The organism is Caulobacter sp. 05T431 (assembly GCF_056665975.1).
On the sequence record NZ_JBFTKU010000001.1, the window covers coordinates 33429 to 59768 of the forward strand.

22 protein-coding genes are annotated in these 26340 nt (G+C 70.2%); 9 read left to right on the forward strand and 13 right to left on the reverse strand.

Annotated elements, in window-relative coordinates:
* Positions 1 to 38: 38 nt before the first annotated feature.
* Both AC1U89_RS00185 and AC1U89_RS00190 read right to left on the reverse strand, forming a co-directional pair.
* Complete coding sequence (locus tag AC1U89_RS00185) at positions 39 to 1007, reverse strand: lipid A-modifier LpxR family protein (protein WP_479897625.1); 969 nt, start codon at positions 1005 to 1007, stop codon at positions 39 to 41.
* A gap of 181 nt (positions 1008 to 1188) precedes the next feature.
* Positions 1189 to 3063, reverse strand: coding sequence for a ribonucleoside-diphosphate reductase subunit alpha (locus tag AC1U89_RS00190; RefSeq protein WP_479897626.1), 1875 nt, complete (start codon positions 3061 to 3063; stop codon positions 1189 to 1191).
* A 401-nt stretch (positions 3064 to 3464) separates the two neighbouring features.
* Here AC1U89_RS00190 and AC1U89_RS00195 point away from each other — a divergent pair, with 401 nt between their 5' ends.
* Positions 3465 to 3812, forward strand: coding sequence for a hypothetical protein (locus tag AC1U89_RS00195; RefSeq protein WP_479897627.1), 348 nt, complete (start codon positions 3465 to 3467; stop codon positions 3810 to 3812).
* A 126-nt stretch (positions 3813 to 3938) separates the two neighbouring features.
* On the opposite strand, the gene AC1U89_RS00200 is transcribed toward AC1U89_RS00195, so the two are convergent.
* The 6 genes from AC1U89_RS00200 to AC1U89_RS00225 form a co-directional block, all read right to left on the reverse strand.
* Entirely contained in the window at positions 3939 to 5135 is a 1197-nt protein-coding gene (locus AC1U89_RS00200) for an OmpA family protein (protein WP_479897628.1), read from the reverse strand.
* A 327-nt stretch (positions 5136 to 5462) separates the two neighbouring features.
* Positions 5463 to 6623: an ABC transporter permease gene (locus tag AC1U89_RS00205; RefSeq protein WP_479897629.1), complete on the reverse strand. Its 1161-nt coding sequence runs from the start codon at positions 6621 to 6623 to the stop codon at positions 5463 to 5465.
* Positions 6620 to 7576 (reverse strand): ABC transporter ATP-binding protein, encoded by a 957-nt coding sequence (locus AC1U89_RS00210; RefSeq protein WP_479897630.1) that lies wholly within the window; start codon positions 7574 to 7576, stop codon positions 6620 to 6622. The genes AC1U89_RS00205 and AC1U89_RS00210 overlap by 4 nt, the downstream gene beginning before the upstream one ends.
* Positions 7573 to 8571, reverse strand: coding sequence for an HlyD family secretion protein (locus AC1U89_RS00215; RefSeq protein WP_479897631.1), 999 nt, complete (start codon positions 8569 to 8571; stop codon positions 7573 to 7575). The genes AC1U89_RS00210 and AC1U89_RS00215 overlap by 4 nt, the downstream gene beginning before the upstream one ends.
* Positions 8568 to 9212, reverse strand: a complete 645-nt coding sequence (locus AC1U89_RS00220) for a TetR/AcrR family transcriptional regulator (RefSeq protein ID WP_479897632.1) — start codon at positions 9210 to 9212, stop codon at positions 8568 to 8570. Before AC1U89_RS00220 ends, AC1U89_RS00215 begins: the two co-directional genes overlap by 4 nt.
* Positions 9213 to 9265: 53 nt before the next feature.
* A complete protein-coding gene (locus AC1U89_RS00225; RefSeq protein WP_479897633.1) occupies positions 9266 to 9922 on the reverse strand; it encodes a TetR/AcrR family transcriptional regulator in 657 nt (218 codons plus the stop codon).
* Positions 9923 to 10017: 95 nt separating this feature from the next.
* On the opposite strand from AC1U89_RS00225, the gene spt reads away from it, so the two are divergent.
* Positions 10018 to 11277, forward strand: a complete 1260-nt coding sequence (spt, locus tag AC1U89_RS00230; protein ID WP_479897634.1) for a serine palmitoyltransferase — start codon at positions 10018 to 10020, stop codon at positions 11275 to 11277.
* Here the strand turns inward: spt and AC1U89_RS00235 are convergent.
* Positions 11220 to 12755 carry a hypothetical protein gene (locus AC1U89_RS00235; RefSeq protein WP_479897635.1) on the reverse strand — a complete coding sequence of 512 codons (1536 nt, stop codon included), beginning with the start codon at positions 12753 to 12755 and terminating at the stop codon, positions 11220 to 11222. The genes spt and AC1U89_RS00235 overlap by 58 nt on opposite strands.
* A 202-nt stretch (positions 12756 to 12957) precedes the next feature.
* Between AC1U89_RS00235 and AC1U89_RS00240 the strand changes: the two genes are divergently transcribed.
* Positions 12958 to 14379 carry a hypothetical protein gene (locus AC1U89_RS00240; RefSeq protein WP_479897636.1) on the forward strand — a complete coding sequence of 474 codons (1422 nt, stop codon included), beginning with the start codon at positions 12958 to 12960 and terminating at the stop codon, positions 14377 to 14379.
* Positions 14380 to 14500: 121 nt separating this feature from the next.
* On the opposite strand, the gene AC1U89_RS00245 is transcribed toward AC1U89_RS00240, so the two are convergent.
* From AC1U89_RS00245 to AC1U89_RS00255, 3 genes are all read right to left on the reverse strand, one after another.
* Positions 14501 to 15745, reverse strand: a complete 1245-nt coding sequence (locus AC1U89_RS00245) for a DmpA family aminopeptidase (RefSeq protein ID WP_479897637.1) — start codon at positions 15743 to 15745, stop codon at positions 14501 to 14503.
* A gap of 71 nt (positions 15746 to 15816) precedes the next feature.
* On the reverse strand, positions 15817 to 17589 hold the full coding sequence (locus tag AC1U89_RS00250) for a cation:proton antiporter domain-containing protein (RefSeq protein WP_479897895.1): 1773 nt from the start codon (positions 17587 to 17589) through the stop codon (positions 15817 to 15819).
* Positions 17590 to 17628: 39 nt separating this feature from the next.
* The gene (locus AC1U89_RS00255) at positions 17629 to 17892 is read right to left on the reverse strand and encodes a helix-turn-helix transcriptional regulator (RefSeq protein ID WP_479897638.1); all 264 of its coding nucleotides are present in this window, start codon (positions 17890 to 17892) and stop codon (positions 17629 to 17631) included.
* 71 nt (positions 17893 to 17963) lie between these two features.
* On the opposite strand from AC1U89_RS00255, the gene ybaL reads away from it, so the two are divergent.
* The 5 genes from ybaL (at position 17964) to AC1U89_RS00280 (ending at position 23341) form a co-directional block, all read left to right on the forward strand.
* Positions 17964 to 19613 (forward strand): YbaL family putative K(+) efflux transporter, encoded by a 1650-nt coding sequence (ybaL, locus tag AC1U89_RS00260; protein WP_479897639.1) that lies wholly within the window; start codon positions 17964 to 17966, stop codon positions 19611 to 19613.
* Positions 19614 to 19749: 136 nt separating this feature from the next.
* Entirely contained in the window at positions 19750 to 20148 is a 399-nt protein-coding gene (locus tag AC1U89_RS00265; RefSeq protein ID WP_479897640.1) for a DUF2946 family protein, read from the forward strand.
* A gap of 81 nt (positions 20149 to 20229) precedes the next feature.
* Positions 20230 to 22299 (forward strand): TonB-dependent receptor family protein, encoded by a 2070-nt coding sequence (locus AC1U89_RS00270; RefSeq protein ID WP_479897641.1) that lies wholly within the window; start codon positions 20230 to 20232, stop codon positions 22297 to 22299.
* An 11-nt stretch (positions 22300 to 22310) separates the two neighbouring features.
* Positions 22311 to 22844, forward strand: coding sequence for a YcnI family protein (locus tag AC1U89_RS00275; RefSeq protein ID WP_479897642.1), 534 nt, complete (start codon positions 22311 to 22313; stop codon positions 22842 to 22844).
* Positions 22845 to 22858: 14 nt separating this feature from the next.
* Positions 22859 to 23341, forward strand: coding sequence for a copper chaperone PCu(A)C (locus tag AC1U89_RS00280; RefSeq protein ID WP_479897643.1), 483 nt, complete (start codon positions 22859 to 22861; stop codon positions 23339 to 23341).
* 135 nt (positions 23342 to 23476) lie between these two features.
* On the opposite strand, the gene AC1U89_RS00285 is transcribed toward AC1U89_RS00280, so the two are convergent.
* Positions 23477 to 23821, reverse strand: a complete 345-nt coding sequence (locus AC1U89_RS00285; protein WP_479897644.1) for a hypothetical protein — start codon at positions 23819 to 23821, stop codon at positions 23477 to 23479.
* 140 nt (positions 23822 to 23961) lie between these two features.
* Here AC1U89_RS00285 and AC1U89_RS00290 point away from each other — a divergent pair, with 140 nt between their 5' ends.
* A complete protein-coding gene (locus AC1U89_RS00290; RefSeq protein ID WP_479897645.1) occupies positions 23962 to 26088 on the forward strand; it encodes a M13 family metallopeptidase in 2127 nt (708 codons plus the stop codon).
* Positions 26089 to 26340 lie beyond the last annotated feature (252 nt).

Sequence of the window (26340 nt, forward strand, 5' to 3'; positions counted from 1 at the left end):
AAACTCAAGCGCCCAGCGTGCCATTCGGCGGAACGCCCCTACCAGTGGGGCTTCAGGCTGAACGAAAAGGCCACCATTTCGTCCTTCTGGGTGGCCATGCCCATGATCTGGTCCTTGGCCCTGATCTTGCGGTGGACATAGCCGAACGAGGCCTGCATCGGGCCCTTGCGCCAGGCCACGCCGGCCTGGCCGTCGCCGACCAGCTTGCTGGAGGTGTCGGTGCTGACGCCGGCCCCGCTCCAGTCGCCGTCGCCGCTGCGCAGCATGTTCATGCCCACGGCCTGGCCGCTGGCGGCGGCGAACAGGTACCAGCGGCCCTGCTGGCCGAACTCGCGGCCGTCCTGGACGCCCAGCGAATTGGCGACCTTGTCGCCCATCTTCTTGCCGAACCGCACCGTGGCGCCCGCCTCGGCCGAGCCGCCGGCCCCGCCGAAGCCGAGGCCCGCGTGAGGCGTGACGTCCAGGGCGTACTTGCCGGCGTCCACCGAGACGGCGGCGGGCCAGCCGCGGGTGACGGTGACGTCGACGTCGCGGTCCTCGAAGCTGTCGGCGTCCGGGCGAACCAGGGCCAGGGGCCGGGTCCGGCTGGCCGAGGCCACGCTGGCCACCGAGACGCGCACCGAGTCGACGGCGTGCTCGCCCTCGCCGACCACGACGGCGTCGGACCGGTAGCTGACCGCGCCGCGGCCGGCATAATAGCGGTTGGCGTCCAGCAGGGCCGCGTCGCCGTAGGCGCCGGCAGGAGACAGGGCGAAGGTCGGGTCGCTGGCGCGCTCGGTCCGGGCGGCGGGCGCCTCGGCGAAGCCGACGCTGGCGGGCCGGACGCTCCGCACGCCCAGATCAACCGGGGTGGCGGCGCGCATGTCGACGATGAAGCTGGGCGGGGTCTTGCGGGCGGTCTCGGACGACCTGGCGGGCTTGGACGGTTTCGCGGTTTCAGCCTGCGCCGCGGCGATCGCCACGCAGCTGATGGTCACTCCCGCCACAAATGCCGTGCAAGCACGCATTCCGGTCCCCAGAACCCTTTCCCCACGAAGAGCCTAGCCTGAATTCGGCCGGCGTCCATGGGACAAAACCCCACGTCATCAACATTTCGCACCGAGGTTGGTTCCCAACGGAAAACGGCGCCGCGGGGACCCCGCGACGCCGTGTTTCTTCAAGGATTCTTAAGGCTTGGCTTCGGCCGCCCTATTGGCAGGCCAGGCATTCCTCGTAGTCGGTCTTGGCCGGGGCGTCGAAGCCGTTGGCGGGACCCGCCAGGGCGACGTCCGAACCGGCGTAGGCCGCGCGCTGCACCGACTTGGAGCGCAGGTAGTACAGCGACTTCACGCCGCGCTCCCAGGCCTGCCAGTGCAGCATGTGCAGGTCCCACTTGTCGACGTCGCCGGGCAGGAAGATGTTGACCGACTGGCTCTGGCAGATTTCCGGCGTGCGGTCGGCGGCCAGTTCGACCACCCAGCGCTGGTCCAGTTCGAAGGCGGTCTTGTAGACGTCCTTGTCGTCCTGGCTGAGGAAGTCCAGGTGCTGGACCGAGCCCTCGTTCTCCAGGATCGAACCCCACACCGCGTCGGTGTTCTGGCCCTTCTCCTCGAGCAGCTTCTCCAGATAGGGGTTCTTCACCGCGAACGAGCCCGACAGGGTCTTGTGGGTGTAGATGTTGGCCGGGATCGGCTCGATGCCGGCCGAGGTGCCGCCGCAGATGATCGAGATCGAGGCGGTCGGGGCGATGGCCAGCTTGTGCGAGAAGCGCTCCATCGAGCCACGCTCGGCGGCGTCCGGGCACGGGCCCTTCTCCTCGCCGATGGCGACCGACGCCTTGTCGGCCTCGCGGCGCAGGTGCTTGAACATCCGCATGTTCCAGCTCTTGGCCAGGGCGCTCTCGAACGGAACGTTCTGGCTCTGCAGGAAGCTGTGGAAGCCCATCAGGCCCAGGCCCACCGAGCGCTCGCGCATGGCGGCGTAGGCGGCGGTCGAGGCGGCGTCGGGCGCGCGGTCGATGAAGTCCTGCAGGACGTTGTCGAGGAAGCGCATGACGTCCTCGATGAACGTCGGGTGGTCTCGCCACTCCAGGAAGGTCTCGGCGTTGACCGACGACAGGCAGCAGACGGCGGTGCGCTCCTGGCCCAGGTGGTCGGTGCCGGTGTGCAGCATGATCTCGCTGCACAGGTTCGACTGGCGAACCTTCAGGCCCAGCTCCTGCTGGTGCTTGGGCATGGCGCGGTTCACGGTGTCGGAGAAGATCAGGTAGGGCTCGCCGGTCTGCAGGCGCAGCTCCAGGACCTTCTGCCACAGGGCGCGGGCGTCGACCTCGCGCAGCACTTCGTTGGTCTTGGGCGAGCGCAGGCCGAACTTGTGGCCGTCACGCACCGCGTGCATGAACTCGTCGGTGATGTTGATGCCGTGGTGCAGGTTCAGGGACTTGCGGTTGAAGTCGCCCGACGGCTTGCGGATCTCGAGGAACTCCTCGATCTCGGGGTGGTGGATGTCCAGATAGACGGCCGCCGAGCCGCGGCGCAGGCTGCCTTGGCTGATCGCCAGGGTCAGGCTGTCCATCACGCGGATGAAGGGGATGATGCCGCTGGTCTGGCCCTGGCCCTTGACCTTCTCGCCGATCGACCGCACGCCGCCCCAGTAGGTGCCGATGCCGCCGCCGTTGGCCGCCAGCCAGACGTTCTCGTTCCAGACGCCCAGGATGCCGTCCAGGCTGTCGTTGACCGCGTTCAGGAAGCAGCTGATCGGCAGGCCGCGCTCGGCGCCGCCGTTCGACAGCACGGGCGTGGCCGGCATGAACCACAGCCTGCTCATGTAGTCGTAGACGCGCTGGGCGTGGTCGGCGTCGTCGGCGAAGGCCGTCGAGACGCGCGCAAACATGTCCTGGTACGACTCGCCCGGCAGCAGGTAGCGGTCCTCCAGCGTGGTCTTGCCGAAGTCGGTCAGCAGGGCGTCGCGCGAGCGATCGACCTCAACCTTGCGCACCAGCGCCAGCTTGGGGCGTTCGCGCATCTCCGAGGCCGGGCGCGCTGCGGACGAAATCTTGGTCGCTTCACTAGCCGACATGAGCAAAACCCGTTGAATGACGTGCGTTTTCCGGAAGCGTCAGCTTCACTAGAACCCGCTACATATTGTGGGCCTTGAGCCCCCTGAACCCATATATGGGGCCACAGAGACCTCATCTTCGTCAACGGGAAGTAACGCTCTTCAGGCGAGTTTTTCGTTAACAACTCACTAACGCCCCAAGGTTCCTGGGGTCTATCAAGGGGTTGCACCGCAAAGAAACTTTGGCCCGATTTTTGCGTCACGGCGTTCGCCCAAACGCTCCGCCACCGGAGGGCCGGGTCGCCTCGATTCCAGATTCGAGGAAAGGGCCGCCCGACAAAAAAGCTGGGGGCTGAATGACGCCGGCCGCCTTGCCTTGGCCTCACCCCGTTCGCCAAATGGCCAGGCTTGAACCGAGGGGACCAATCATGATGCGCCGCGCCCTGCCCGCCGTGCTGCTCGCGGCCCTGCTGGCCGCCACCGCCGCCTACGCCGGCGAGCTCGGTCGCCGCAGCACCCTGGCCCAGATCGACGCGGCGATCCGCAAGGTCGCGCCCGTGGGCGGAGACGTCGATCCGGCCCTGGCGTACCTGCGGGCCAACCATGTCGAACACAGCGACCAGCCCAGGACGCGGACCGTCTACGCCATCGTCCGGAACATCCGGGGCGGATCGATCCTGTCCCTGGTCGAGAAGTCCGCCTCGATCCGCATCCTGTACGACGAGCAGCGGCGCGTGACCGAGGTCGACGTCCACGCCGACTACACCAGCCTCTGAGGGCAGGTCGCGGCCGGAGCCGGGCGCACACCGCCGGCCATTCCATCACGCCGCGCGGAGCAGGACGCAAAAGAAAAGGGCCCGGCCTTTCGGCCGAGCCCTCAACTTCAGTACCGGATCGCGATCTTAGAAGTTKATCGAGATCGTGGAACGGCGGTTCAGCGGTTCCTTCACACCGTCGCCGGTGGCGACGGCCGGGGCGCTTTCACCCTTCCAGTCAACGGCCAGGGTGTCGGCGGCGACACCGGCGCCGACCAGGGCGTCAGCCACGGCCTTCGCACGACGCTCCGAGAGCTTGGCGTTGTACTTCGGCGAGCCCGAGGTGTCGGTGTGACCGACGACCACCAGCTTGGTCGCGTGACCGTCCGTCGCGTACTTCGCGGCTTCCGAAACCACCGACTGGGCTTCCGGCGTCAGCACGTACTGATCGAACGGGAAGTAGACGATGAATTCGCGGGCCTCGTACTGCGGCGGAGGCGGCGGCGGAGGCGGCGGGGGCGGAGGAGGCGGCGGCGGCGGCGGCGGCGGGGGCGGCGGGGGAGGCGGCKGCGGCGGCGGCGAAGCGAAGGAGTAACGCAGACCCACGGTCAGCGATTGGTCCTTGTACTCGCCGGCGAAGGCGCCGGGTTGGATCGAGCCCGAGCCGACCGACTGCCAGCCGTGCTCTTCCGTGGCGAACCAGCGGTAGGTCACGTCGACCTTCAGCTTGTCGGTCGCCTTGATCGAGGCGCCGGCGATGGCTTGCCAGGCGATGGCGATGTCGTCGTCGTCGACGGTCAGGTTCTGCGGGGCGGCGGGTTGACCCGCGCCGTTGCCGCTGAACTGGCCCAGGGCGCTGACGTCGAGGCGGTTGATGCCCAGACCGGCGCCGACGAAGGGGTTGATCCACGAGTCCGGCGCGAAATCGTACAGGACGTTGACCATCAGCGACCAGGAGTCGATCGAGCCCGAGGGGCTGCCGCAGGTCGGGGCGGCCGTGGTGCGGGTCACGCCGGGGGTGCAGAGCGCGATCGGCTGCTGACGGACCGGGTTGCCGCGAACCGAGGTCAGATCGCCGGGGCGATAGCCGCCTTCCAGTTCAGCGCGCCAGTTCGGGTTGAACTGGTAGCCCAGGCGGACGAAGCCGGCCCAGTCGTCGTCCGTCGACCAGGTCCAGTGCGCGTGGGCGCCGTCCCGCAGGTTCAGGTCCGATTCGGTGGAGATGCCCTCGGGCCAGTGGTAGCCGAGGTCGACCGCGCCGTACCAGCCGGTCTCTTGGGCCGAAGCGGCGCCAGCGGCGAACACCGCGGCCAGAGCCACTCCCGCCAGGAGTTGGAGTTTCATATCAAGAGCCCTCTATTGCCCTGCAACGGCCGAGACCGACCGAGCATTGTTATACCAAGGCGCGCGATCCGCGAAAGTGTCAGCAGAGCAACACCCGTCCGCTTTCGAGCGCCCTTTAGAGATGACGCCGCGAAAACGTGCCGCCCCCACGAAATCAACTTCCGAGCGTATCTGCTGACAGTCTCGGAAAAAGCGCCAGCATAATATCGGTTCGCACGTGAATCCGCGCAGCGCAAGGCCTTGAGCACGTTTTGGACCGTGTCGCCGCGTAAAATCGTCGCAGCCGTGCAGGAACTCCACAGTTCGCGCACACGGGCGCCGGCTACCTCAGTCGAGGGTGCGCCGATAGCGCGACATGGCCGCCGCCGCGATCGCCACGACAAATACCGCCAAGGCGACAAGACTGGTCCACAAATCCTGAACACCCAGTCCCTTAAGTAAAGAGCCGCGCACGACCCGCAGGAAATKGGTCACGGGAATCACGCTCCCCAGCGCCTGGGCCCAGGCCGGCATGCCCCGGAACGGGAACATGAAGCCCGACAGCAGGATTGAGGGCAGGATGTAGAAGAACGACATCTGCACGGCCTGCAGCTGGTTGCGGGCCACGGTCGAGATGAGAAAGCCCAGCGACAGCGAGCCCAGGATGAACAGCACCACGCCCAGGGCCAAGGCGTCCCAGCCGCCGCTCATCGGCACCGAGAACAGCACCCGCGCCAGGACCAGGATGACCACCGTCTGGATCAGTCCGACCACCACATAGGGCGACAGCTTGCCGATCATCACCTCGATCGGCTTGGCGGGGGTGGCCAGCAGGCTCTCCATGGTGCCGCGCTCGTATTCGCGGGTCATGCCCAGCGAGGTCATCATCACCAGGGTCAGGGACAGCACCACGCCCAGCAGGCCCGGCACGATGTTGTAGGCGGTGATGGCCTCGGGATTGTAGCGCCGGTGGATCACCACCTCGAACGGGTCCTTGCCTGTCTGCGCCACCGGCCCCACCAGGTCGCGGGAAAGCGCCGTACGCGGAAGGTTGGCCAGGGCCGCGATCGCCCCGCCGGTGGCGGCCGGGTCGGAGGCGTCGGCCTCGACCAGGATCTGGGCGTCGTCGCCGCGCACCACGCGGCGGGTGAAGTCCGAGGGGATGGTCAGGGCGAACTGCACCTCGCCCCGGGCGATGGCCCGGTCCAGCTCCTCGGGCGAGGCGGCCTCGTGGACGATCTTGAAATAGCCGTTGTGGGCCAGGGCCGACAGGGCCGAGCGCGCCATCGGCCCGTGGTCCTGCACCAGCACGGCCGTGGGCAGGTCGCGCGGGTCGCTGTTGATGGCGTAGCCGAACAGCAGCAGCTGGACGATCGGCATGACCAGGATCATCGCATAGGTCAGCCGGTCGCGGGTGAGCTGGATGAACTCCTTGGTCAGCACCGCCAGGATGCGGTTCGGGGACAGGCCCCTGTCCGGAGCCCCCGGATCGGACGACCGGGCGCTCATTGGAAATTGTCCCGCGACGAGGCCATCAGCTGGATGAACACGTCCTCCAGGGTGGGCGAGACCTCGCTCCAGGTGAACGGCGGCTTGCGGTAGGGGGCGATGGCCGCCTCCAGCGCCGCGCGATCCTGCCCGCTGACGTGCAGGGCGGCGCCGAACGGCGCGGCCATGGCCACGCCCGGGACCTTGGACAACTCGCGGCCCAGCCGGTCGGCGCCCGGTCCCTCGGCGCGGAAGGTGGTCAGGCCCGACTGGCCGATCACCTCATCGAGGGTCCCGCGCGCCATCAGCTTGCCGTAGGCGATATAGGCGATGTCGTGGCAGCGCTCGGCCTCGTCCATGTAGTGGGTCGAGACCATGACGGTCAGGCCCTCGGCCGACAGGGCGTGGATCTCGTCCCAGAACTCGCGCCGCGCCTGGGGGTCGACGCCCGCCGTGGGTTCGTCCAGCAGCAGCAGGCGCGGCTCGTGCAGCACGCAGGAGGCCAGGGCCAGGCGCTGCTTCCAGCCGCCCGACAGGCTGCCGGCCAGCTGCTTCTGGCGATTGGCCAGGCCCAGCCGTTCCAGCGCCCCGTCCACCCGCGCCCGCCGCCGGTCCAGGCCGTAGATGCGGGCGGTGAAGTCCAGGTTCTCGCGGATCGACAGGTCCTCGTAGAGCGAGAACTTCTGGGTCATGTAGCCGGTCTGGCGCTTGATCTCCTCGGCGTGCCGCCGGAAGTCCAGGCCCAGCACCGTGCCCTCGCCGGCGTCGGGGGTCAGCAGGCCGCACAGCATCCGCAGGGTGGTGGTCTTGCCCGAGCCGTTGGGACCCAGGAAGCCGGTGATCTTGCCGGAGCCGACCTGGATGGTCAGGTCCTGGACCACGTGCTTGTCGCCGTACGACTTGTTCAGCCCCCGGACATCGACGGCCAGGTCGGCCGCCGGTCCCTCCACGGGCTTGGCGGCGACCGCGCTCACTTGCCAGAATCCTTCTTTGGCCCCTTCAGCGGGACCACGTCGACCGGCAGGCCGGGCGGCAGGTCGGCCGGACGGTCCGGCAGGGCCTCGACCAGGAACACCAGCCGGTCGCGGGCGTCGCGGCTGTAGATCACCGGCGGAGTGAACTCGGCCCGTGGGCTGACGAAATTGATCCGGGCCGAAAGGCCGGTCTTGCAGCCATCGCATTCGAAGGCGATCCGCGTCCCGGGCTGGTAAAGCGCGACCTCGGCCTGGGGCACGTAGAACCGCAGCCGCACGCGGTCGTCGGCCAGCAGGGCCACGACCGGCTGGTTGGCCGCCACCCACTCGCCGGGCTGGTAGAAGACGTCCTGCACCCGGGCCGCGGCCGGGGCCCGGGGGCTGATCTGGTTGAGACGGTCCTGGGCCAGGGCCAGCTGGTCGCGGGCGGCGGCGGCCTGGCTCTGGGCGGCGCGGACGGCGTCGGGCCGCGCGCCCAGGGTCCCGACCTCGCGCTGGCGCTCCACCGTGCGGACATTGGCCTGGGCGGTGCGCAGCGTCGCCTTGGCCTGGTCGAGGCGGGCCTGGGCGTAGAAGCCCTTGGCCGCCAGCGGCGCGACGCGGTTGTAGTCGGCCTGGGCCTGGGCCAGCTGGGCCGCGGCGGCGGCGCGCTGGGCGTCGTAGACCGCCAGCTCGGCGGGCCGCTGGCCCTTCTCGGCGTCCAGGGCCTGGCTCTGCGCGGCGGCGGCCTGCGAGGCGGCCTGGTCGCGGGCGGCGACCAGCTGGGCGGCGTCCAGGGCGAACAGCGGCTGGCCGGCGGCCACGCGCTGGCCGCGCTGGACCGACACCGTGCTGACCGGCCCGGCCGCCGAGGCCCCGACATAGAGCGTCTCGCCCTCGACATAGCCCGACAGCCGCCGGGGATGGGCCGAGCCCGGTCCCCAGAGGCGCCAGGCCACGAAGCCGACCAGTCCCACCGCCACGACGGCCAGGACGATGCGAACCTGAGGCTTCATGCGCGCCCCTCCCCCGTTTCGACCAGCATGCCCTTCAGGACCACGTCCGCGTGCTGGGCCAGCAGGGCCTTCAGGTCGATCGGCTTGACCCCGACCGGCTCGAACACCTCGCGCCACAGCACGCCCAGCAGCAGCGGCCCGGCCAGGCTGAACACATAGAGCTGGGGATCGCCGGGCTTGACCTCGCCCCGCGCCTGGGCGGCGGCCACGGCCCCGCCGACGGCGCCCAGCATCACCGACACCACGTCCTCGTGCCAGACCTTGGCCAGCTCGGGGAAGTTCCGCGACTCGCCGATCACCATCTTGGCCACCGCCCCCAGCCGGCCCTCGGTCATCACCTCGGCGATGCGGGCGAAGACCAGGCGGATCAGGTGGTCGAACGGCATCTGGCTCTGGCCGACGAAGCCGGCCACGGCCTCCAGGTTCGGCGCGATCGTCTCGCGCACCACCGCCCGGAACAGGTCCTGCTTGGTCTCGAAATAGAGATAGAGCGCGCCCTTGGAGACCCCCGCCCGGGCGGCGATGTCGTCCAGCCGCGCGGCGGCGAAGCCCTTCTCGGCGAACACGGCCAGGGCCGCGGCGATGATCTCGCCGGGCCGGGCTTCGCTGCGTCGTCGCCACTTGGGTTGGCCGGGCTGCATGGGCGGTCTCGATATATAACTGACCCGTCAGTTATATATGAAAGCGGGACGCCTCACAACGGTTCCCCGAGACGCTCGAAAAGCCGCGCGGTCAGGGCGGGCCGGGCCGCGTCCGTGGCGCAGGCCGCCACCGGAGCCAGGACGCCGATCTCGCTGGTGGCCAGGAAGGCCGCGTCGCTGGCGTCGCCGCACGCCCAGTCGTAGATCGCGCCCAGATAGTTGGAGTAGATCACCCGCCCCAGGCGGTCCGGATCGACGGCCGGAGACACTTCGCCCCCGGCCTGGGCCTGGACCATGGCCAGAACGGCGATCTCGGCKGCGTCGCGCCCCAGATGGGTGCCCTCGAACAGCACGCGGGGAATGCGGACCAGGACCTGCCGATAGAGCCGGGCGTCGTCGATATACATCTCGGCCGAGACGCGCCCGGCCTCCAGCGCCAGCTCGACGCCGGTGGCGACCGTGCCCGACAGCGCCGCCTCGACCTTGTCCAGCGCCACGTTCATGACGGCCAGGGCGATCGCGTCCAGCCCGCCGATCAGGTTGTAGATGGTCTGAGGCGACACCTCGGCCGCGGCGGCGATCTGGCTCAGCGGGACCTTGTCGATCCCGTGCTCGCGCCAGAGATCGGAGGCGGCGGCGATGATCTTGGCGCAGCGGCGCGCCTTGCCCCGCGCGCGCAGGGCCAGCCCCAAATGTGGATTGGGTTCCATTTTCATTGCCGTGGCCATTTTTGGATTGTATTCCAATTTTCAACAAACGGAACCATACGGCGGTCCCTGGGACCCCGATTTCGGGAAGCACGTCCTTGGGCATCTTCGACACCCACGCCGGCCTGGCCGCCCGCTACCAGGCCGCGCGCGCCGCCGGCCGCATGCCCACGGGCGTGGTGATGGAGCGGCTGCTGTCGGCCAGCGAGGCGATCATCGACGGCCGCCGGGTGGTCACGGCCGGCACGCACAACTATCTGGGCCTGGCCTTCGACGAGGCCTGCATCGAGGCCGCGGTGGCGGCGGTGCGGCGCGAGGGCACCGGCACCTGCGGCTCGCGGATCGCCAACGGCTCCTTCTCGGACCACGTCGCCCTGGAGCGCGAGCTGGCCGACTTCCACGGCATGCGCCACGCCATGATCTTCTCGACCGGCTACCAGGCCAACCTCGGGGTCATCTCGACCCTGGTCGGCCCCGGCGACTTCCTGCTGCTGGACGCCGACAGCCACGCCTCGATCTACGACGCCTGCAAGCAGACCCAGGCCGGCGCCATCCGCTTCAAGCACAACGATCCCGAAAGCCTGGACGCCCGCCTGCGCCGCCTGGCCGGCGAGCCGGGCACAAAGCTGGTGGTGGTCGAGGGCATCTATTCGATGCTGGGCGACACCGCGCCCCTGAAGGCGATCGCCGAGGTCTGCCGCAAGCACGGGGCCTACCTGCTGGTGGACGAGGCCCATTCGATGGGCGTGCTGGGCGCGCGCGGCCGCGGCCTGGCCGAGCAGGAGGGCGTGCTGGACCAGGTCGACTTCATCGTCGGCACCTTCTCCAAGAGCCTGGGCGCCGTGGGCGGCTACTGCGTCTCCAACCACGACCAGTTCGAGATCCTGCGGCTGGCCTGCCGGCCCTACATGTTCACCGCCTCGCTGCCGCCGGCCACGGCGGCCTCGACCCGCGTCGCCCTGGCGGCGGTCCAGGCGCGGCCGCAGCTGCGCGAGAAACTCTGGAGCAACATCCGCCGCTTCCACGGCGCGCTGGCCGACGCCGGCTTCCAGTTGGGCGCCGCGCCCAGCCCCATCGTCGCCGTCCGCCTGGAGTCCGAGGCCACGACCCTGGCCCTGTGGCGGGCGCTGCTGGACGCCGGCTACTACGTGAACATCGGCCTGCCGCCCGCCACGCCGTCGGGCGAGAGCCTGCTGCGCTGCGCGATCTCGGCCGGACATTCGCCCGCCCAGCTCGACGGCCTGAGCGCGCGGCTGATCGAACTGGGCCGGACCCATGGCGTCCTCCCCGCCGTCCACGGTCAGAAGGCGACGACCGCCTGGACCATCGGAACCCAGGCCGTCATGCCGGCCGTATAGGGGGTGAAGGTGCCGCCATAGGGCGCGTCGACCGTGCGCATCAGCTCCGCGGTCAGCCACACGCGCTCGGTCGGCACGAAATACCACTTCACGCCCACGGCGGCCTCCCACGAGTCCCGGAACTCGCCGAACACCATCGAGCCGCGGCCATACGCCATCAGCGTGCGGGGCCGGATGAACCCGGCCGCCGACAGCTCGAAGCCGTGATCGAACATGGACGTGATGGGGATCGGGCCGTCGGCCTCGAAGTCATCCACCCAGCGGAAGAAGTATTGCCCGTTGACCGACCACCCGTTCTTTTTCAGCCCCCCGTCGATCGCCCACATCCGATAGGTGGCCTTGTCCACGGTCACGCCCGACGCGAACGCGCCGGTGGAAAAGGTCAGGACGCCGTCGGAGTTGTGCATCGACACGTTCTCCGGGCTGGAGGTGTCGAGGTTCGAGAAGCGATCCTCCCGCGACGAGGTGAACGACGTCCCCAGGCGCATGCGCAGGTCCGGCGAGGCGTAGTAGTCGTCGTACATGTTGCGCGACTTGCCGGCCGGGCCGTAGGGGCCGAGCGGTTCCCACCAGAGGCTGCCGGAGTAGGTCAGGTTCTCGTCGATCTTGGTGGCCGCGACGTTCAGCGTGTTGAGGCCGTTGCCGACGAACGCCATGTAGTACAGCTGGTGGGGAAGCTCCCCGGCGGCCCAGATCCCCTGGGTGAAACCGGGGCGGAAGAAGTTGTCCGCCATGGTGCGGTCGATCGCCTGGAAGTAGGGGAAGGTGTTCACGAGCGACCGGCTGCCGGGAACGCCGGTGTAGCCGGCCGTCAGCGTGAAGGCCTTGTTGAACTGCCAGCCGATGTTCCCGGCCACGACGATCGAGGCCGCCCCCGCGGCGGTCCACACCCTGAAATTATAGCGCAGTCTCGGATCGAACACGTAGCCGCTCAGGGTGGCCATCGAGCGATTGACGGTGATGTCGTTGCGCTTGTTGACGTCGCGGACGACGCCCAGGTGATCGGTGAAGGTGTCGTCCGCCGAGGTGGAGTTGAGATAGCGGATCTGCGTGTCGAGATTGAACTTCAGGAGGACGGGAACCTTGGCCTCGTCCGGCGTCTGCCAGATGACGACGCCGTCCTGGTAGCGCTCGGCCACGCGAGTGACGAGACCTTCCGGCTCCCCCGCGGCGGACGCGACCGCGACCTGCGGAACGGGGGCTGGAGCCGGCGCCGCGGACGGCGGCGGGGCGGCCTGCGGGGCCGCCGCCGTCGACTGGCTGTCCAGTTGCCGCTGCAGCCGGTCCAGCGTGCCCGTCAGCGCCTTCTGCTGTTCCTGCATGGTTCGAAGCTGGTCGCGGACCGCCGCGATCTGCTGTTCTAGGTCGGCGGGCGTGGGCGGGCCGGCGGAAGCCTGCGCCTGGGCGGCGGCCGCGCCCATTGTCGCCAGCGCGCCGACCGCGACGCAGAGTCCGACCCGCGCGAACGGCCTCGCCATGCCAGATTCCTTCCTAGACCCACCATGCGCGGCGACGCCTCCGGGGCGTCGGCGCGAAAGGGATCATGACCAGCGGCGATCGCGCGCACGATCAGGGGAAACCCTCAGTCAAACCGACGCTTCGCCCCAACCCCTGGGCGGCCCCGAAGGCCTCCGGGGACAGGCGCTCGACCGAGGGTGGCGCTTGGTCTAGCTTGACCTTATGCGCGCCCTCCTGACCCTCGCCGCCCTCCTCGTGCTCGCGGGCCCGGCCCAGGCCCGGGACGACACCGACGCCGCCAGCCGTTGCGCCGTCCACGCCGCCCGGCTCGACAAGCCGCTGGGCGACCTGTCGACCCGCTCGGCCTTCCGGTTCTGGAACATCTATATCGAGCGCTACGAACCGATCCCGTTCGACGCCGCGGCGGTCACGCGGAAGCTGGTCGCCCAGTGCGGCGACGACGACCTGCGCGAGGGGGCCTGGGCGTTCACCATCCACATGCTGGCCGCCTCGGGCGACCTGGACGGGGCCTTGGCCGCGGCCGAGGAGCGCCTGCGGCTGTCGCCGTCCGACACGGCCTGGAAGGCGCTGGCCGAGGTCCGGCTGCGCCGGGGCGACGAGGCCGGCGCCCTGGCGGCCCTGCGCCACGGGACGCCGCCCTTGACGCCGCCCTTGACGCCGGGCGACGCGGACGACGCGGTGGGCCTGGCCCGTCTCTATGACTCGCTGGCCGTCGAGCGGGACTCCACCCCGCCGGCGGCCCTGGCCGTGCTGCAGGCCGGTGAACGGTCCTGGCGCGCCGTGGTCCAGGCCCGGCCGACGCCGGAGAACACCATCCGGCTGGCCTCCATGATCTCGCGCCAGGGCGTCCCGCTGGAGCGCATGGGCGATTACAAGGCCGCCGCCGCGGTCTACGCCCGCGTCGAGGCCGAGCTGGCGCCCCTGCGCGCGGCGCCGCTGGACGGCTTCGACGAGCGCGGCGTCCAGGCCGTCCTCAGGCGCGCCTATGTCTACCACACGCGAGCCTCGGCCAGGGCCGGCGACCGGGCCGCCATGCTGGACAGCGCCGGCAAGGCGCTGTCACTGGCCCAGGACGATCCCGTCGCCTTCGCCGACGACGGAACACTGCGGGGCGCGATCTCCATCGATCGCTGGGGCGTGGACCCGTCCTCGCGGTTTCCCGCCGACGAGTACCGACTGGTCGGCGACGACCTGCTGCGGGCCGGCGCGGCGCGCGAGGCCTTGCCGGTGCTCCGGGCGGTCTCCGACTTCTGGGCCGCGGTCGCCCAGGCGCGGGGCAAGCCCTACGACGGCGTGCACCTGATCTCCGTCGCCAAGGCCCAGCGCCTGGCGGGCCAGCCGGGCGCGTCCCTGAAGACGATCGATGACGGCCTGGCCCTGATGCGCGCCGAGGCCCCGCGCCGCACGCCCGTCCCCATCGATCGCTACATGCAGCCGCAGATCGCCGAGGGCCTGCTGGAGAAGGGCCTGGCCCTCGACGCCCTGGCGCGCGGGGCCGAGGCCTGCGCCGCCTTCCGCGAGGCCCGCGTCACCTTCAGCCCCGAGCCGACCCACCATCCGGTGACGAGCCCGCTGCTGACCCAGCTGGACGAGGCCGTCGCCCGCCCGGCTTGCGCCGTCTAGCACGGTCTCGGACGGCGCGACCCAGCCGACGCCGAAGCCGCGCGGTTGCCCGGTCGATGTCAGCCAGGCCGACCGCTACAAGTATCCGGACTGCAAGTAGGCGCGGCCCGGCGTCCCGCCCCTAGGGCTTGGCCGCCCGCCCGTATCGCTTCATCGCCTCGAGCATCCGGTCCACCGGCATGGCGTACACCCTCACGTCGTCGGCGCCGGTCATGGTCTCGCCCGCCAGCAGGGCGTTGGTGATCGCGGCCTCGGTCGCCTGGGCTGTGGCCTTGAACAGCGGGTCCATCTGGTCGTTGCTCAGCATCCGGACGGACGAGACGTCCTCCGCCGACCAGACCTTGGGATTGGCCGTCGAGAAGGCGATGAAGATGTCCCCCGAGCCGTTGCCGCCGAAGCCGCCCTGCCGGCCGACACCCAGCGCGACCCGGGTGGCCAGCCGCTTCAGCTGATGCGGCAGCAGCGGCGCGTCGGTCGCCAGCACCACGATGATCGAGCCCTGCTCGCGGATATCGTCCGCCGAGGCCTGGCCGCGCGCCGCCGCCGTGGCGTCGCAGGGCTTCAGCCACTTGCCGGCCGGCGGGGCGGTTGCACCGCTGGCGTAGCAGGGCAGCAGGTCGGGGATCGCCTCGCCGATCGGCGCCCCGGCGATGCGCAGGTCCTTGCGGCCGCCGAAATTGCACTGCACCAGGACGCCGACGGTATAGCCGCCTTGCTTGGCCGGCAGCACCCGCGAGGCGGTGCCGATCCCGCCCTTGAAGTGCAGGCAAACCATGCCCGTGCCGCCGCCGACCGAGCCTTCCTGGACCGGTCCGCCCTTGGCCGAGTCCAAGGCCGCCAGGACGTGCTCGGGCTTGACGTGGAAACCGTTGATGTCGTTGAGCAGGCCGTCATAGGTCTCGGCCACGACGGGCAGCCACCAGGGCTGCAGCACAGCCTGGCGCGACAGCTCCCACTGGATCACGGCGTCGCGGACCACCCCGACGCTGTGGGTGTTGGTGATGGCCACCGGCCCCTCCAGGTAGCCGCCCTCCTGCAACCAGGTCGTGCCGGTCATTTCGCCGTTGCCGTTCAGGGTGAACCAGGCGCCGAACACCGGGTCGGCGTCGACCTTGCCGCGCGGCAGGACCACGGTCACCCCGGTGCGCACCGGCCCTTGTCCGGGGACCAGCTTGCCGTGGCCGGAGATCAGGGTGGTGTGGCCGACCTCGACCCCAGCGACGTCGGTGATGGCGTCCAGCGACCCGGGCGTGCCGCCGATCGGCAAGGCCAGCTCGTTCTCGCGCGGGCCGGCCTGGGCCGAGGATGCGACGAGCAGGGCCGTGAGGATTGGCGCGAGGAGGCGCGCGAGCGCGTGGATCGGCATGTGTCTGTCCCCTGATTGTCCGGGGACGATAGGCCGGGAAGGACGCGCGCCGAAAGACCCGCGCGGCGGGCCTAGCTTCGCCCCGCGTCGCGCAGGCGCTTGCGGCGGCCGCCCAGGGCGTCCGGGCGGTTCAGGACCTTGCGGTATTCGTCGCGGCGCTCGTGGATCGAGGCGATGACCAGGCCCATGGGCACGCCGATGTCGACCAGCACGGCTTCCGACAGCTGCAGCGAGGCCTCGATGGTCTCGGGCACGGCGTCGGTGGCGCCCAGCTCGTAGAGGCGGGCGGCGTGGCGGGCGTCGCGGGCCCGGGCGACGATCGTCAGGTCGGGGCGATGGCCGCGCGCGGCAGCCACCACGGCTTCCGCCGCCTCCGGCGAGTCCATGGTCACCACCACCGCCCGGGCGTAGTCCAGGCCGCAGCGCTCCAGCAGCTCGACCCGCGAGGCGTCGCCGAAATAGACGCGGTGGCCGTTGCGGCGGCCCTGCTGGACGAAGCCGGGGTCGCGGTCGATGGCGATCCAGGGCAGCTCGTGGCGGTCCAGCATGTCGCCGACCAGCCGGCCGACCCGGCCGTAGCCCACAACCAGCACCCGGCCCTCGGGCTCCTCGCCCTGGTGCTCGGCGACTTCGGGCGCCTCGCTGACCGGGGCCGCCGCGCGCTTGGCCAGGCGGGCGCCGATCCCCGCCAGCAGCGGGATCAGGAACATGGTCAGGGTGGCGGCCACCAGCACCGCCTGGCCGACCTGGTCGGAGACCACGCTGGCGCCCATGGCGTTGTCCAGGATCACGAAGGCGAACTCGCCGCCGGCCGCCAGGGTCAGGGCGGCCTCGATCGCCGCCCGGCCCGACAGGCCCATCAGCCGGCCCAGCCCCATGACCATCACGCCCTTGACCCCGATCAGCCCGGCGGCGACCGCCAGGACGAAGACCGGCGAGGCGACCAGCAGCGACAGGTCCAGGCGGATGCCCAGCGACACGAAGAACAGGCTGAGCAGCAGGCCCTTGAACGGCTCGATCTTGACCTCGACCTCGTGGCGGTACTCGGTCTCGGCCAGCAGGATGCCGGCCACGAAGGCGCCCAGGGCCATCGACAGGCCCGACAGCGACGCCACCAGCCCCGCCCCGATGATCACCAGCAGGCAGGCGGCCATGAACATCTCTTCGCTCTTGGCCTTGGCGACCGAGCGCATCATCGGCCGCAGGGCCAGGCGGCCGAACAGCACGATCACCCCCAGGCCGACCGCCGCCGGGCCCAGGGCCAGCAGGTCGCGCAGGCTGAACGACCCGTCGCCCCGGCCCAGCACGGCCAGGGTGATCAGGATCGGGGCCACGGCCAGGTCCTGGAACAGCAGCACCGAGAAGGTCGCCCGTCCGCCCTCGGAATGCAGGCGCTTGCGCTCGACAAGCACCGGCACGGCGATGGCGGTGGACGACAGGGTCAGGGCCGCGCCGATGGCCAGGGCGGCGACGGGCTGCTGGCCCAGGGCCATGGCGATGGCGCCCAGGGCCAGCGAGCAGCCGATCATCTGCAGGGCGCCCAGGCCGAAGACCAGCTTGCGCATCAGCCGCAGCCGCTCCCACGACAGCTCCAGCCCGATCATGAACAGCAGGAACACCACCCCGAACTCGGCCAGCTGGGCGATTTCCTGAGGGTTGTCGACGGTGACGTAGTCCAGCCAGGGCAGGGTGCGGGAGAGCGCCCCCAGGCCGAACGGTCCCAGGATCACGCCGGCGATCAGGAAGCCCAGGATGGGGTTCAGCTTCAGCCGCTTGAACAGCGGCGCGACGATGCCCGCCGTGGCCAGGAACAGCACCAGGTCCTTGTAGTCCGCCGGCGACATCGCATGGTTCACGTGGTGGGGCCCCCTCTTGGCAGGTTCCTAGCTGGCGAGTTTCAGCCGCACGCCGGCGCCGGCCCCATCCTCGTGATCATTGTCGGGCGGGATCAGCGCCACGCCGCCCGTCTCGAGCGCGTCGATCAGCAGGCGTTCGGTGCTATGGTGCAGGGCGTGGCGCTCGGTCTCGAAGTCCTTGACCGTGCTGCGCGAGACGCCGGCCCGGTCGGCCAGGTCGCCCTGCGACCAGCCCAGCAGGCCGCGCGCGCCGCGGCACTGGGCCGGCAGGAGGATTTTTGCGTGGGGCATCTGGCGCTCCCGGGCTTAGTCACCCATATTGGTTGAGTACGCCCGAAAATGTTGACCGTCAAGGAGCGCCTTTGCACCACACGTCCCTGATCGCCACCATCGTCGCCGGCCTCGGCCTGGCCTTCGTGTTCGGCGCCATCGCCAACCGCTTCAAGCTGCCCGTGCTGGTCGGCTACCTGGTGGCGGGCGTGGTCGTCGGACCGTTCACCCCCGGCTACGTGGCCGACACCGAGCTGGCGCCGCAGCTGGCCGAGATCGGGGTGATCCTGCTGATGTTCGGCGTGGGACTTCACTTCTCGGTCAAGGACCTGATGGCCGTGCGCAAGATCGCCATTCCCGGCGCGGTCGTGCAGATCCTGGCCGCCACCCTGATGGGCATCGGCCTGGCCCACCTGCTGGGCTGGACCCTGGGGGCGGGGATCGTGTTCGGCCTGGCCCTGTCGGTGGCCTCGACCGTGGTGCTGCTGCGCGCCCTGCAGGAGCGGCGGCTGATCGAGACCGACCGCGGCCGCATCGCCGTGGGCTGGCTGATCGTCGAGGACCTGGCCATGGTGCTGGCCCTGGTGCTGCTGCCGGCCCTGTCGGGGATCCTGGGCGGCGAGGCCCCGCCCCCCGGCCCCGGCGGCGTGCTGGGGGCCTTCGCCATGACCCTGGGCAAGGTCGCCGCCTTCGTGGCCTTCATGCTGATCGTCGGCCGGCGGGTGATCCCGTGGATCCTGCACCGCATCGCCCACACCGGCTCGCGCGAGCTGTTCCGGCTGGCCGTATTGGCCATCGCCCTGGGCGTGGCGTTCGGCTCGGCGGCGCTGTTCGGCGTGTCGTTCGCCCTGGGGGCCTTCTTCGCCGGCATGATCATGGCCGAGAGCGAGCTCAGCCAACAGGCCGCCAACGAGACCCTGCCGCTGCGCGACGCCTTCGCCGTGCTGTTCTTCGTGTCGATCGGCATGCTGTTCAACTGGTCGGTGGTGCTGCGCGAGCCCCTGGCCGTGTTGGCCACCCTGGCGATCATCGTGATCGGCAAGTCGGTGGCGGCCTATCTGATCGTCGTCGCCTTCAAGCGCCCCACGAGCGTGGCCCTGACCATCTCGGCGAGTCTCGCCCAGATCGGCGAGTTCTCGTTCATCCTGGCGGGGCTGGGCGTGTCGCTGAAGCTGCTGCCCAAGGAGGGCCAGGACCTGATCCTGGCCGGGGCCATCCTGTCGATCCTGCTGAACCCCCTGCTGTTCGCCATCCTCGACAAGGTGCTGGTCAAGCTGGAGAAGCGCGCCGGAACGGTCGCGCCCGCCGTCGCGGCCCAGCCGCACGGCGTGCTGGTGGGCTACGGCCGCGTCGGCAAGGCCGTGGCCGAGGGGCTGAAGGGCCGCATGCCGCTGGTGGTGATCGAGGACGAGGGCGAGCGGGCCGACGAGCTGCGGGCCGGCGGCTTCGAGGTGATCCAGGGCAACGCCGTGCGCCCGGAGGTGCTGCTGCAGGCGGGCCTGGCCGAGGCCACCCACCTGTTCGTCGCCGTGCCCAGTCCGTTCGAGGCCGCCCGGATCATCGAACAGGCCCGCGCCGCCAGCCCGGCGGTCAAGATCATCGCCCGCGCCTATACCGACAACGACGTCGACCTGCTGACCCAGATGGGCGCCACCCACGCCCTGATCGGCGAACAGGAGATCGCGCGCGGCATGCTGGCCCTGGCCCCGAGGAAGGCCCCGCCGCCGGCTTCGGTGCACTAGGATCGGGGACATGCCCTTGGGCGTGTCCCCACCTCAAGCTCCGCGCCCAGAATTGGGGACACGCACGTGTGCATGTCCCCGGCCGGCGTCACGCCGCATTGACCCGCCCTGCGTCCCGGCTTAGGGACGCCTCACCATGAGCCCCCGCCGCGCCCAATCTCGGGACAAGTCCCGGACGACCTGGCCCATCGCCCTGCTGGCGATGCTGGCCCTGCTCGTCCAGGCCCTGATCCCTGCGGCCGCCATGGCCCACGACGCGGCCGGCCAGTCGGTGATGATCTGCACCGCCGACGGAGCCAAGGTCGAACAGGTCAGCGGCGACGTGATCGGCAAGAAGGATCCGAAAGGGTTCGCCGGCCTGCCCTGCGCCCAGTGCCTGGCCGTGGCCCTGGCCACCACCACCGCGCCCGACGTCGCCGTCGCGCCGGTGCTCTACGGCGTCCACGTCGCGCCCGCCCCCGTCGCCGCCCTGACCGGCGTCGCCCTGGCCCGCGCGCCCCCGCGTCCGCCCGGACAGGGTCCGCCCACCGCCTGATCGCCTGACCTTCGTTGCGCGCGTCCACGGCCGAACGCCGACGACGCGCGTCGTCACGCCTTCAGACCTCGGGACACCCCCATGCCGCCCTCCTTCCGCCTGGCCCTGCTGGCCGGCGCCGCCCTCTGCTCCCCCCTGGGCCTCCCCGCGCTCGCCCACGCGACCGAAAGCGACGCCGACCAGCGCACCGCCGTCGACTCCGTCATCGTCACCGCCCGCGCCAATCCCGAGGACCCGCCCGTCGTGGCCGCCGCCCGCCGGCGCCTGTCGGAGACCCCCGGCGGGGTGTCGGTGATCTCGCAGGAGGCCTTCATCGAGCGCCAGGCCCTGGCCCTGGACGACATGCTGCGCGACGCCCCCGGCGTCTACGCCCAGCGCAAGTGGGGCGGCGACGTGCGGATCTCGATCCGCGGCTCGGGCATCGGCAACGCCAGCCACAACCGCGGCCTCTTGCTGGCCCAGGACGGCGTGCCGCTGAACGAGGCCGACGGCTACGGCGACAGCCAGATCGCCGACCCGCTGAACACCCGCTATGTCGAGGTCTATCGCGGCGGCAACGCCCTGCGCTTCGGCGGCGCCCTGCTGGGCGGGGCGATCAACATGGTCACGCCCACGGGCCGCGACGCCGGGTTCGAGAACCAGATCCGGATCGACGGCGGCTCGTTCGGCCTGCTGCGCGAGCGCGTCGCCCTGGCCCGCCAGTCGGGCGACTGGGACGTCTACGCCGCCGCCACCAACCAGACCGCCCAGGGCTGGCGCTCGCAGAGCCAGCAGAACATCCAGTTCGGGTCGCTGAACGTCGGCCGGTCGTTCGGCCAGGACCGCGAGGTCCGCTTCATCGTCAACGGCTCGAACATCAACCAGGAGATCCCCGGCGCCCTGACCCTGGCCCAGTTCCAGGCCGATCCCCACCAGACCGCCGTCGCCAACGCCAACGGCGACCAGGGCCGCAACCAGCGCGGCCTGCGCGGCTCGCTGCGCACCACCTGGCGGCTTTCCGACCAGCTGGTCTTCCAGGGCGCGGTCTATGCGGTGTGGAAGGACCTGGACCACCCGATCTTCCAGGTCATCGACCAGCAGAGCCGGAACTACGGCGCCTTCGGCCGGTTCGACTGGGACGGCGAGCTGGGCGGCAGGAAGGCCGACGCCTTCTTCGGCGCCTGGTACCGGACCGGCGACATGGACTCCAACTTCTACGTCAATGTCCGCGGCGCCCGCGGCGCGCCGACCTCGCGCACGCAGCAGAACGCCGACGCGGTCGACGTGTTCGGCGAGGGCCGGCTGTTCATGACCGACCACCTGGCCGTAGTGGCCGGCGCGACCTGGGGCCAGGCGGGCCGCGACTACACCAGCTTCGCCGTGCCGGGCGTCCCGACCACCTTCAACCTGCACGCCGAGAAGACCTACGACTGGATCTCGCCCCGCCTCGGCCTGCTGTGGCAGGACGAGGCCGGCGACCAGGTCTTCGCCAACCTCACCCGCTCGGTCGAGCCGCCGAACCTGGGCTCGATGTCGCCCACCAACACCGGCTTCGCCCCGGTGCGGGCCCAGGACGCCTGGACCGGCGAGATCGGCGCGCGCGGCCACAGGGGCCCGTTCACCTACGACGTCACCGCCTACCGCGCGAACCTGAAGAAGGAGATGCTGCAGTACACGGTCAATGCGTCGATCCCGGCCTCGACCTTCAACGCCGACAGGACGATCCACCAGGGGATCGAGGCGGCCCTGGACTGGGCCGTGGCCCCGCGCTGGCGCCTGCGCCAGACCTGGACCTGGTCGGACTTCCGCTTCGACGGCGACGCCCAGTACGGCGACAACCGCCTGCCGATCGTGCCCGAGAACTTCTATCGCTCGGAGGTCCGCTACGACGACCCGCGCGGCTGGTTCGTGGCCCCCTCGGTCGAGTGGTCGGCCACCGACCAGTGGATCGACTACGCCAACACCAAAAAGGCGCCGGGCTACGCGATCCTGAACCTGAACGCCGGCTGGAAGGTTACGCGTTCGGTGTCGCTGTTCCTCGACGCGCGGAACCTGGCCGACAAGGCCTATGTGTCCAACACCCAGGCCGCCCTGACCTGGACCGCCGCGACCGCCACCCTGTGGCCGGGCGACGCCCGGTCGGTGTTCGGCGGCGTCACCGTGAACTTCTGAGGGAGGACGCCATGAAAGCTCCGATCATCGCCCTGCTGGCCCTGGCGGCTGTCGCAGCCGCCCCCTCGCTCGCCCTGGCCCACGTCGTGGCCGCGCCGGGCGAGGCCAAGGCCGGGTCCTATTCCGCCATCGCCTTCCGCGTGGGCCATGCCTGCGCGGCCGGCGACGCCACGCTGAAGCTGCGGGTCGAGGTGCCCGACGGCGTGGCCTCGGCCCGGCCCCAGCCCAAGCCGGGCTGGACCATCGCCATCGAGAAGGACGGCGAGCGGACCACCGCCGTCACCTGGACCGGCCGCCTGCCCGACGACCAGTTCGACGACTTCGCCCTGCTGATGAAGCTGCCCGCCCCAAAGGCCGGCGAGCCCGGCTCGCTGGTCTTCCCGACCATCCAGACCTGCGAGAAGGGCGAGAGCCAGTGGACCGAGATCCCCGATCCGCAGCGCCCCGGCGAGAAGCTGACCCGCCCGGCCCCGACCGTGCGCCTGACCCCCGCCGCCACCGACCAAGCGCCCGCCATGCCCGACATGCCGGGCATGAAGCACTAGTGCAGAGTAGAACCATGAACCGTTTCGCCCTCGCGGCCGTCGCCGCCCTCACCCTCTCCGCCCCCGCTTTCGCCGGCGACTACCGCGCCGGCGGGATCGAGGTCCGCCGCCCGTGGACCCGCCCCGCCCAGGCCGGCATGAACGGCGTCGGCTACCTGACCGTGGCCAATGTCGGCGCCAAGCCGGTCAAGCTGGTGGCGGTCGAGACCCCCGCCGCCCGCTCGGCCACCATCCACCAGTCCAGCATGACGGGCGGCGTCTCCTCGATGCGGGCGCTCACCGGCGGCCTGACCATCGCCCCCGGCGCCAAGGTCGAGTTCGCCCCCGGCGGCTATCACCTGATGCTGATGGGCCTGAAGAGCGCCCAGGCCTTGGGCGGCAAGACGCCCCTGACCCTGGTGTTCGACGACGGCCGCAAGATGCGCATCGACCTCTCGGTGGAAGCCGGCCCGCCCAAGGCCGACCCGATGGCCGGGATGCATATGGATCACCACTGAGGGCGAAAGCCGCACTGACGGGGACATGCCCTCGCGGCGTGTCCCCAAGACCAGGCTCGGTGCGAAATTTGGGGACACGCCGCAAGGGCATGTCCCCGGCCGCGAGTGCACCTCGCCGCCGATGACTTCCGCGCACTAGAAGCCGGTACCGGCCAGCTCCTCCACCTTCCCGCCGCCGCGGCGGGCGTAGCAAACCACGTAGTTCCCGGCTTCATCGGGCCGAAACGAGCGAAATTCGACGCAGGTTCGATCCGAGAGCCGCATGACGACGGGAAGGGTCCGGCGCTGGCTCCAATTTCCGCCAAACGCGATCGTCGCGTCCCTGCGGGCTCGCTCAACGAGAGGCGCGTCGGCGGGACGGACCAAACTCGGCGTGGCGAGGACATACCCCGCCGTCGCGGAAACGGCTGCGACGAACAGGCCTAGGGATCCGGCCAGCAGCAGCGCTCTAATATTCGGCATATCCAAAGCGTGGCGCATCAGGGGAAGCTCCGCAACGGCGCGAACTGACCTTGGGCGCCGGAATCCAGCTCCCCGTCCAAACATGACAAAAATGTAAGGGACGAAACGCCCTGGAATGGCCAAGTTGCGATCCACTTCTTCCAGTGGAACGAACTTTCATGAAACGAGTCTGGTTCGCAGCCGCCGCCGTGGCCGCGCTGTCCCTGTCGGCCTTCGGGGCGCAAGCCCGCGAGGATCACGACCACGCCTGCATCGACGACGCCTGCACCCTGCAGTCGCTGTTCGTCGCCGCCGACACCCCGGCCGCCGGCCCCGCGACGATGTCGCTGGAGTCGCCGCGCTACGGAACGTGGGGCTTCGACGCCTCGGGCATGGACCGTTCGGTCAAGCCGGGCGACGACTTCTACAAGTACGCCAACGGGACCTGGGACGCGACCACCGTCATCCCCAGCGACCGCACCCGCTACGGCAATTTCGACAAGCTGGCCGAGCTGTCGGAAGCCCGCACCAAGGCGATCATCACCGAGGCCGCCTCGGCCAAGACCCCCGACGCCGACACGGTCAAGATCGGCGCCGCCTACACCGCCTTCATGGACGAGGCCCTGGCCGAGAAGCTGGACGCCAAGCCGATCGCCCCGGAACTGGCCGACATCAAGAAGGTCGGGACCAAGGACGACTTCACCGCCCTGATGGGCCGCAGCGCCACGACCGGCTTCTCGACGATCCTGGGCCTGGGCATCAGCGCCGACGCCAAGAACCCGACCCGCTACGCCGTCTACGCCACGACCGGCGGCCTCAGCCTGCCCGACCGCGACTACTATCTCGACGCCAAGTTCGCCGAGAAGAAGACCGCCTACGAGGCCTATGTCGCCCAGATGCTGACCCTGATCGGCTGGGACAAGCCGGCCGAGAACGCCAAGGCCGTCGTCGCCTTCGAGACCCAGCTGGCCGAGGCCTCGTGGACCCGCGCCGAGCGCCGCGACCGCGACAAGACCTACAACCCCATGACCCCGGCCGAGCTGCAGGCCCTGACCCCGGGCTTCGCCTGGAACCGCTACCTGGTCGGGACCGAGCTGCCCAAGATCGACCGCGTGGTGGTGACCACCAACACCGCCTTCCCGAAGTTCGCCAAGGTCTATGCCGACACCCCGCTGGACACCCTGAAGGCCTGGCAGGCGTTCAAGGTCGCCGACGGCGCCGCGCCGCTGCTGTCCAAGCGCTTCGTCGACGCCAGCTTCGCGTTCCGCAACAAGACCCTGGCCGGCCAGCCCGAGCAGAAGCCGCGCTGGAAGCGCGCCGTCGCCTCGGTGAACGGCGAGCTGGGCGAGGCGGTCGGCCGCGTCTACGTGGCCCGCTACTTCCCGCCGGAATCCAAGGCCAAGATGGTCGACCTGGTCGGCAACATCCGCGCCGTCCTGAAGGCCCGCCTGGAAACGCTGGACTGGATGTCGCCCGAGACCAAGGCTCAGGCCGAGGACAAGCTGGCCAACTTCACCGTGAAGATCGGCTACCCCGACAAGTGGCGCGACTATTCCAAGCTGGTGATCAAGTCCGACGACGTCTACGGCAACGCCCTGCGCGCCGGCGCCTTCGAGTGGCGCCATGACGTCGAGCGCCTGAACGGCCCGGTCGACAAGAGCGAGTGGGGCATGACCCCGCAGACGGTCAACGCCTACTACAACTCGGTCAACAACGAGATCGTGTTCCCGGCCGCCATCCTGCAGGCCCCGTTCTTCCATCCGGATGCCGACCCGGCCGTCAACTACGGCGGCATCGGCGGGGTGATCGGCCACGAGATCAGCCACGGCTTCGACGACCAGGGCCGCAAGTCGGACGGCAAGGGCGTGCTGCGCGACTGGTGGACCGCCGAGGACGCCGCCAAGTTCAAGACCCAGGCCGACAAGCTGGGCGCCCAGTACGGCGCGTTCGAGCCCCTGCCCGGCGCCAAGGTCAACGGCGCCCTGACCATGGGCGAGAACATCGGCGACATGGGCGGCCTGGCCTTCGCCCTGCAGGCCTATCACGCCTCGCTGGGCGGCAAGCCGGCCCCGGTGATCGACGGCTTCACGGGCGACCAGCGCGTCTATCTGGGCTGGGCCCAGGTCTGGCGCGCCAAGATCCGCGACGACGCGCTGCGCCAGCAGGTGGTCAGCGACCCGCACTCGCCGGCCTATTACCGCGTCAACGGCACCATCCGGAACCAAGACGGCTGGTACGGCGCCTTCGACGTCAAGCCGGGCGACAAGCTGTACGTCGCACCGGAGGACCGGGTCCGGATCTGGTAGCACGGACCKGGGACACGCCCTCGCGGCGTGTCCCCAACCGCGCCACAGACTTGGGGACACGCGCAAGCGCATGTCCCCCGGGAACGCAAAAACGGCGGCCCGCCATGCGGAGCCGCCGTTTTTATCGTCTGCGTCAAAAACCGAAACCAGGGCCCAGAAACACCAAACCCGTCGCGGGGGATAATCGCGACGGGTCCAGCTATTTCTCGATCATTCGATCTAGGTGGGCGTTTCCTCCCCGAAACGCCGAAG

Bases quoted from the DNA above. Each gene is read 5' to 3' on its own strand.
- AC1U89_RS00235 (WP_479897635.1), bottom strand. From the start codon at position 12,755: ATGGCGAGGCCGTTCGCGCGGGTCGGACTCTGCGTCGCGGTCGGCGCG.
- AC1U89_RS00275 (WP_479897642.1), top strand. From the start codon at position 22,311: ATGAAAGCTCCGATCATCGCCCTGCTGGCCCTGGCGGCTGTCGCAGCC.
- AC1U89_RS00220 (WP_479897632.1), bottom strand. From the start codon at position 9,212: ATGCAGCCCGGCCAACCCAAGTGGCGACGACGCAGCGAAGCCCGGCCC.
- AC1U89_RS00185 (WP_479897625.1), bottom strand. From the start codon at position 1,007: ATGCGTGCTTGCACGGCATTTGTGGCGGGAGTGACCATCAGCTGCGTG.
- AC1U89_RS00255 (WP_479897638.1), bottom strand. From the start codon at position 17,892: ATGCCCCACGCAAAAATCCTCCTGCCGGCCCAGTGCCGCGGCGCGCGC.
- AC1U89_RS00290 (WP_479897645.1), top strand. From the start codon at position 23,962: ATGAAACGAGTCTGGTTCGCAGCCGCCGCCGTGGCCGCGCTGTCCCTG.
- AC1U89_RS00195 (WP_479897627.1), top strand. From the start codon at position 3,465: ATGATGCGCCGCGCCCTGCCCGCCGTGCTGCTCGCGGCCCTGCTGGCC.
- AC1U89_RS00240 (WP_479897636.1), top strand. From the start codon at position 12,958: ATGCGCGCCCTCCTGACCCTCGCCGCCCTCCTCGTGCTCGCGGGCCCG.
- AC1U89_RS00245 (WP_479897637.1), bottom strand. From the start codon at position 15,745: ATGCCGATCCACGCGCTCGCGCGCCTCCTCGCGCCAATCCTCACGGCC.
- AC1U89_RS00280 (WP_479897643.1), top strand. From the start codon at position 22,859: ATGAACCGTTTCGCCCTCGCGGCCGTCGCCGCCCTCACCCTCTCCGCC.
- AC1U89_RS00265 (WP_479897640.1), top strand. From the start codon at position 19,750: ATGAGCCCCCGCCGCGCCCAATCTCGGGACAAGTCCCGGACGACCTGG.
- AC1U89_RS00285 (WP_479897644.1), bottom strand. From the start codon at position 23,821: ATGCGCCACGCTTTGGATATGCCGAATATTAGAGCGCTGCTGCTGGCC.
- AC1U89_RS00215 (WP_479897631.1), bottom strand. From the start codon at position 8,571: ATGAAGCCTCAGGTTCGCATCGTCCTGGCCGTCGTGGCGGTGGGACTG.
- AC1U89_RS00250 (WP_479897895.1), bottom strand. From the start codon at position 17,589: ATGTCGCCGGCGGACTACAAGGACCTGGTGCTGTTCCTGGCCACGGCG.
- AC1U89_RS00270 (WP_479897641.1), top strand. From the start codon at position 20,230: ATGCCGCCCTCCTTCCGCCTGGCCCTGCTGGCCGGCGCCGCCCTCTGC.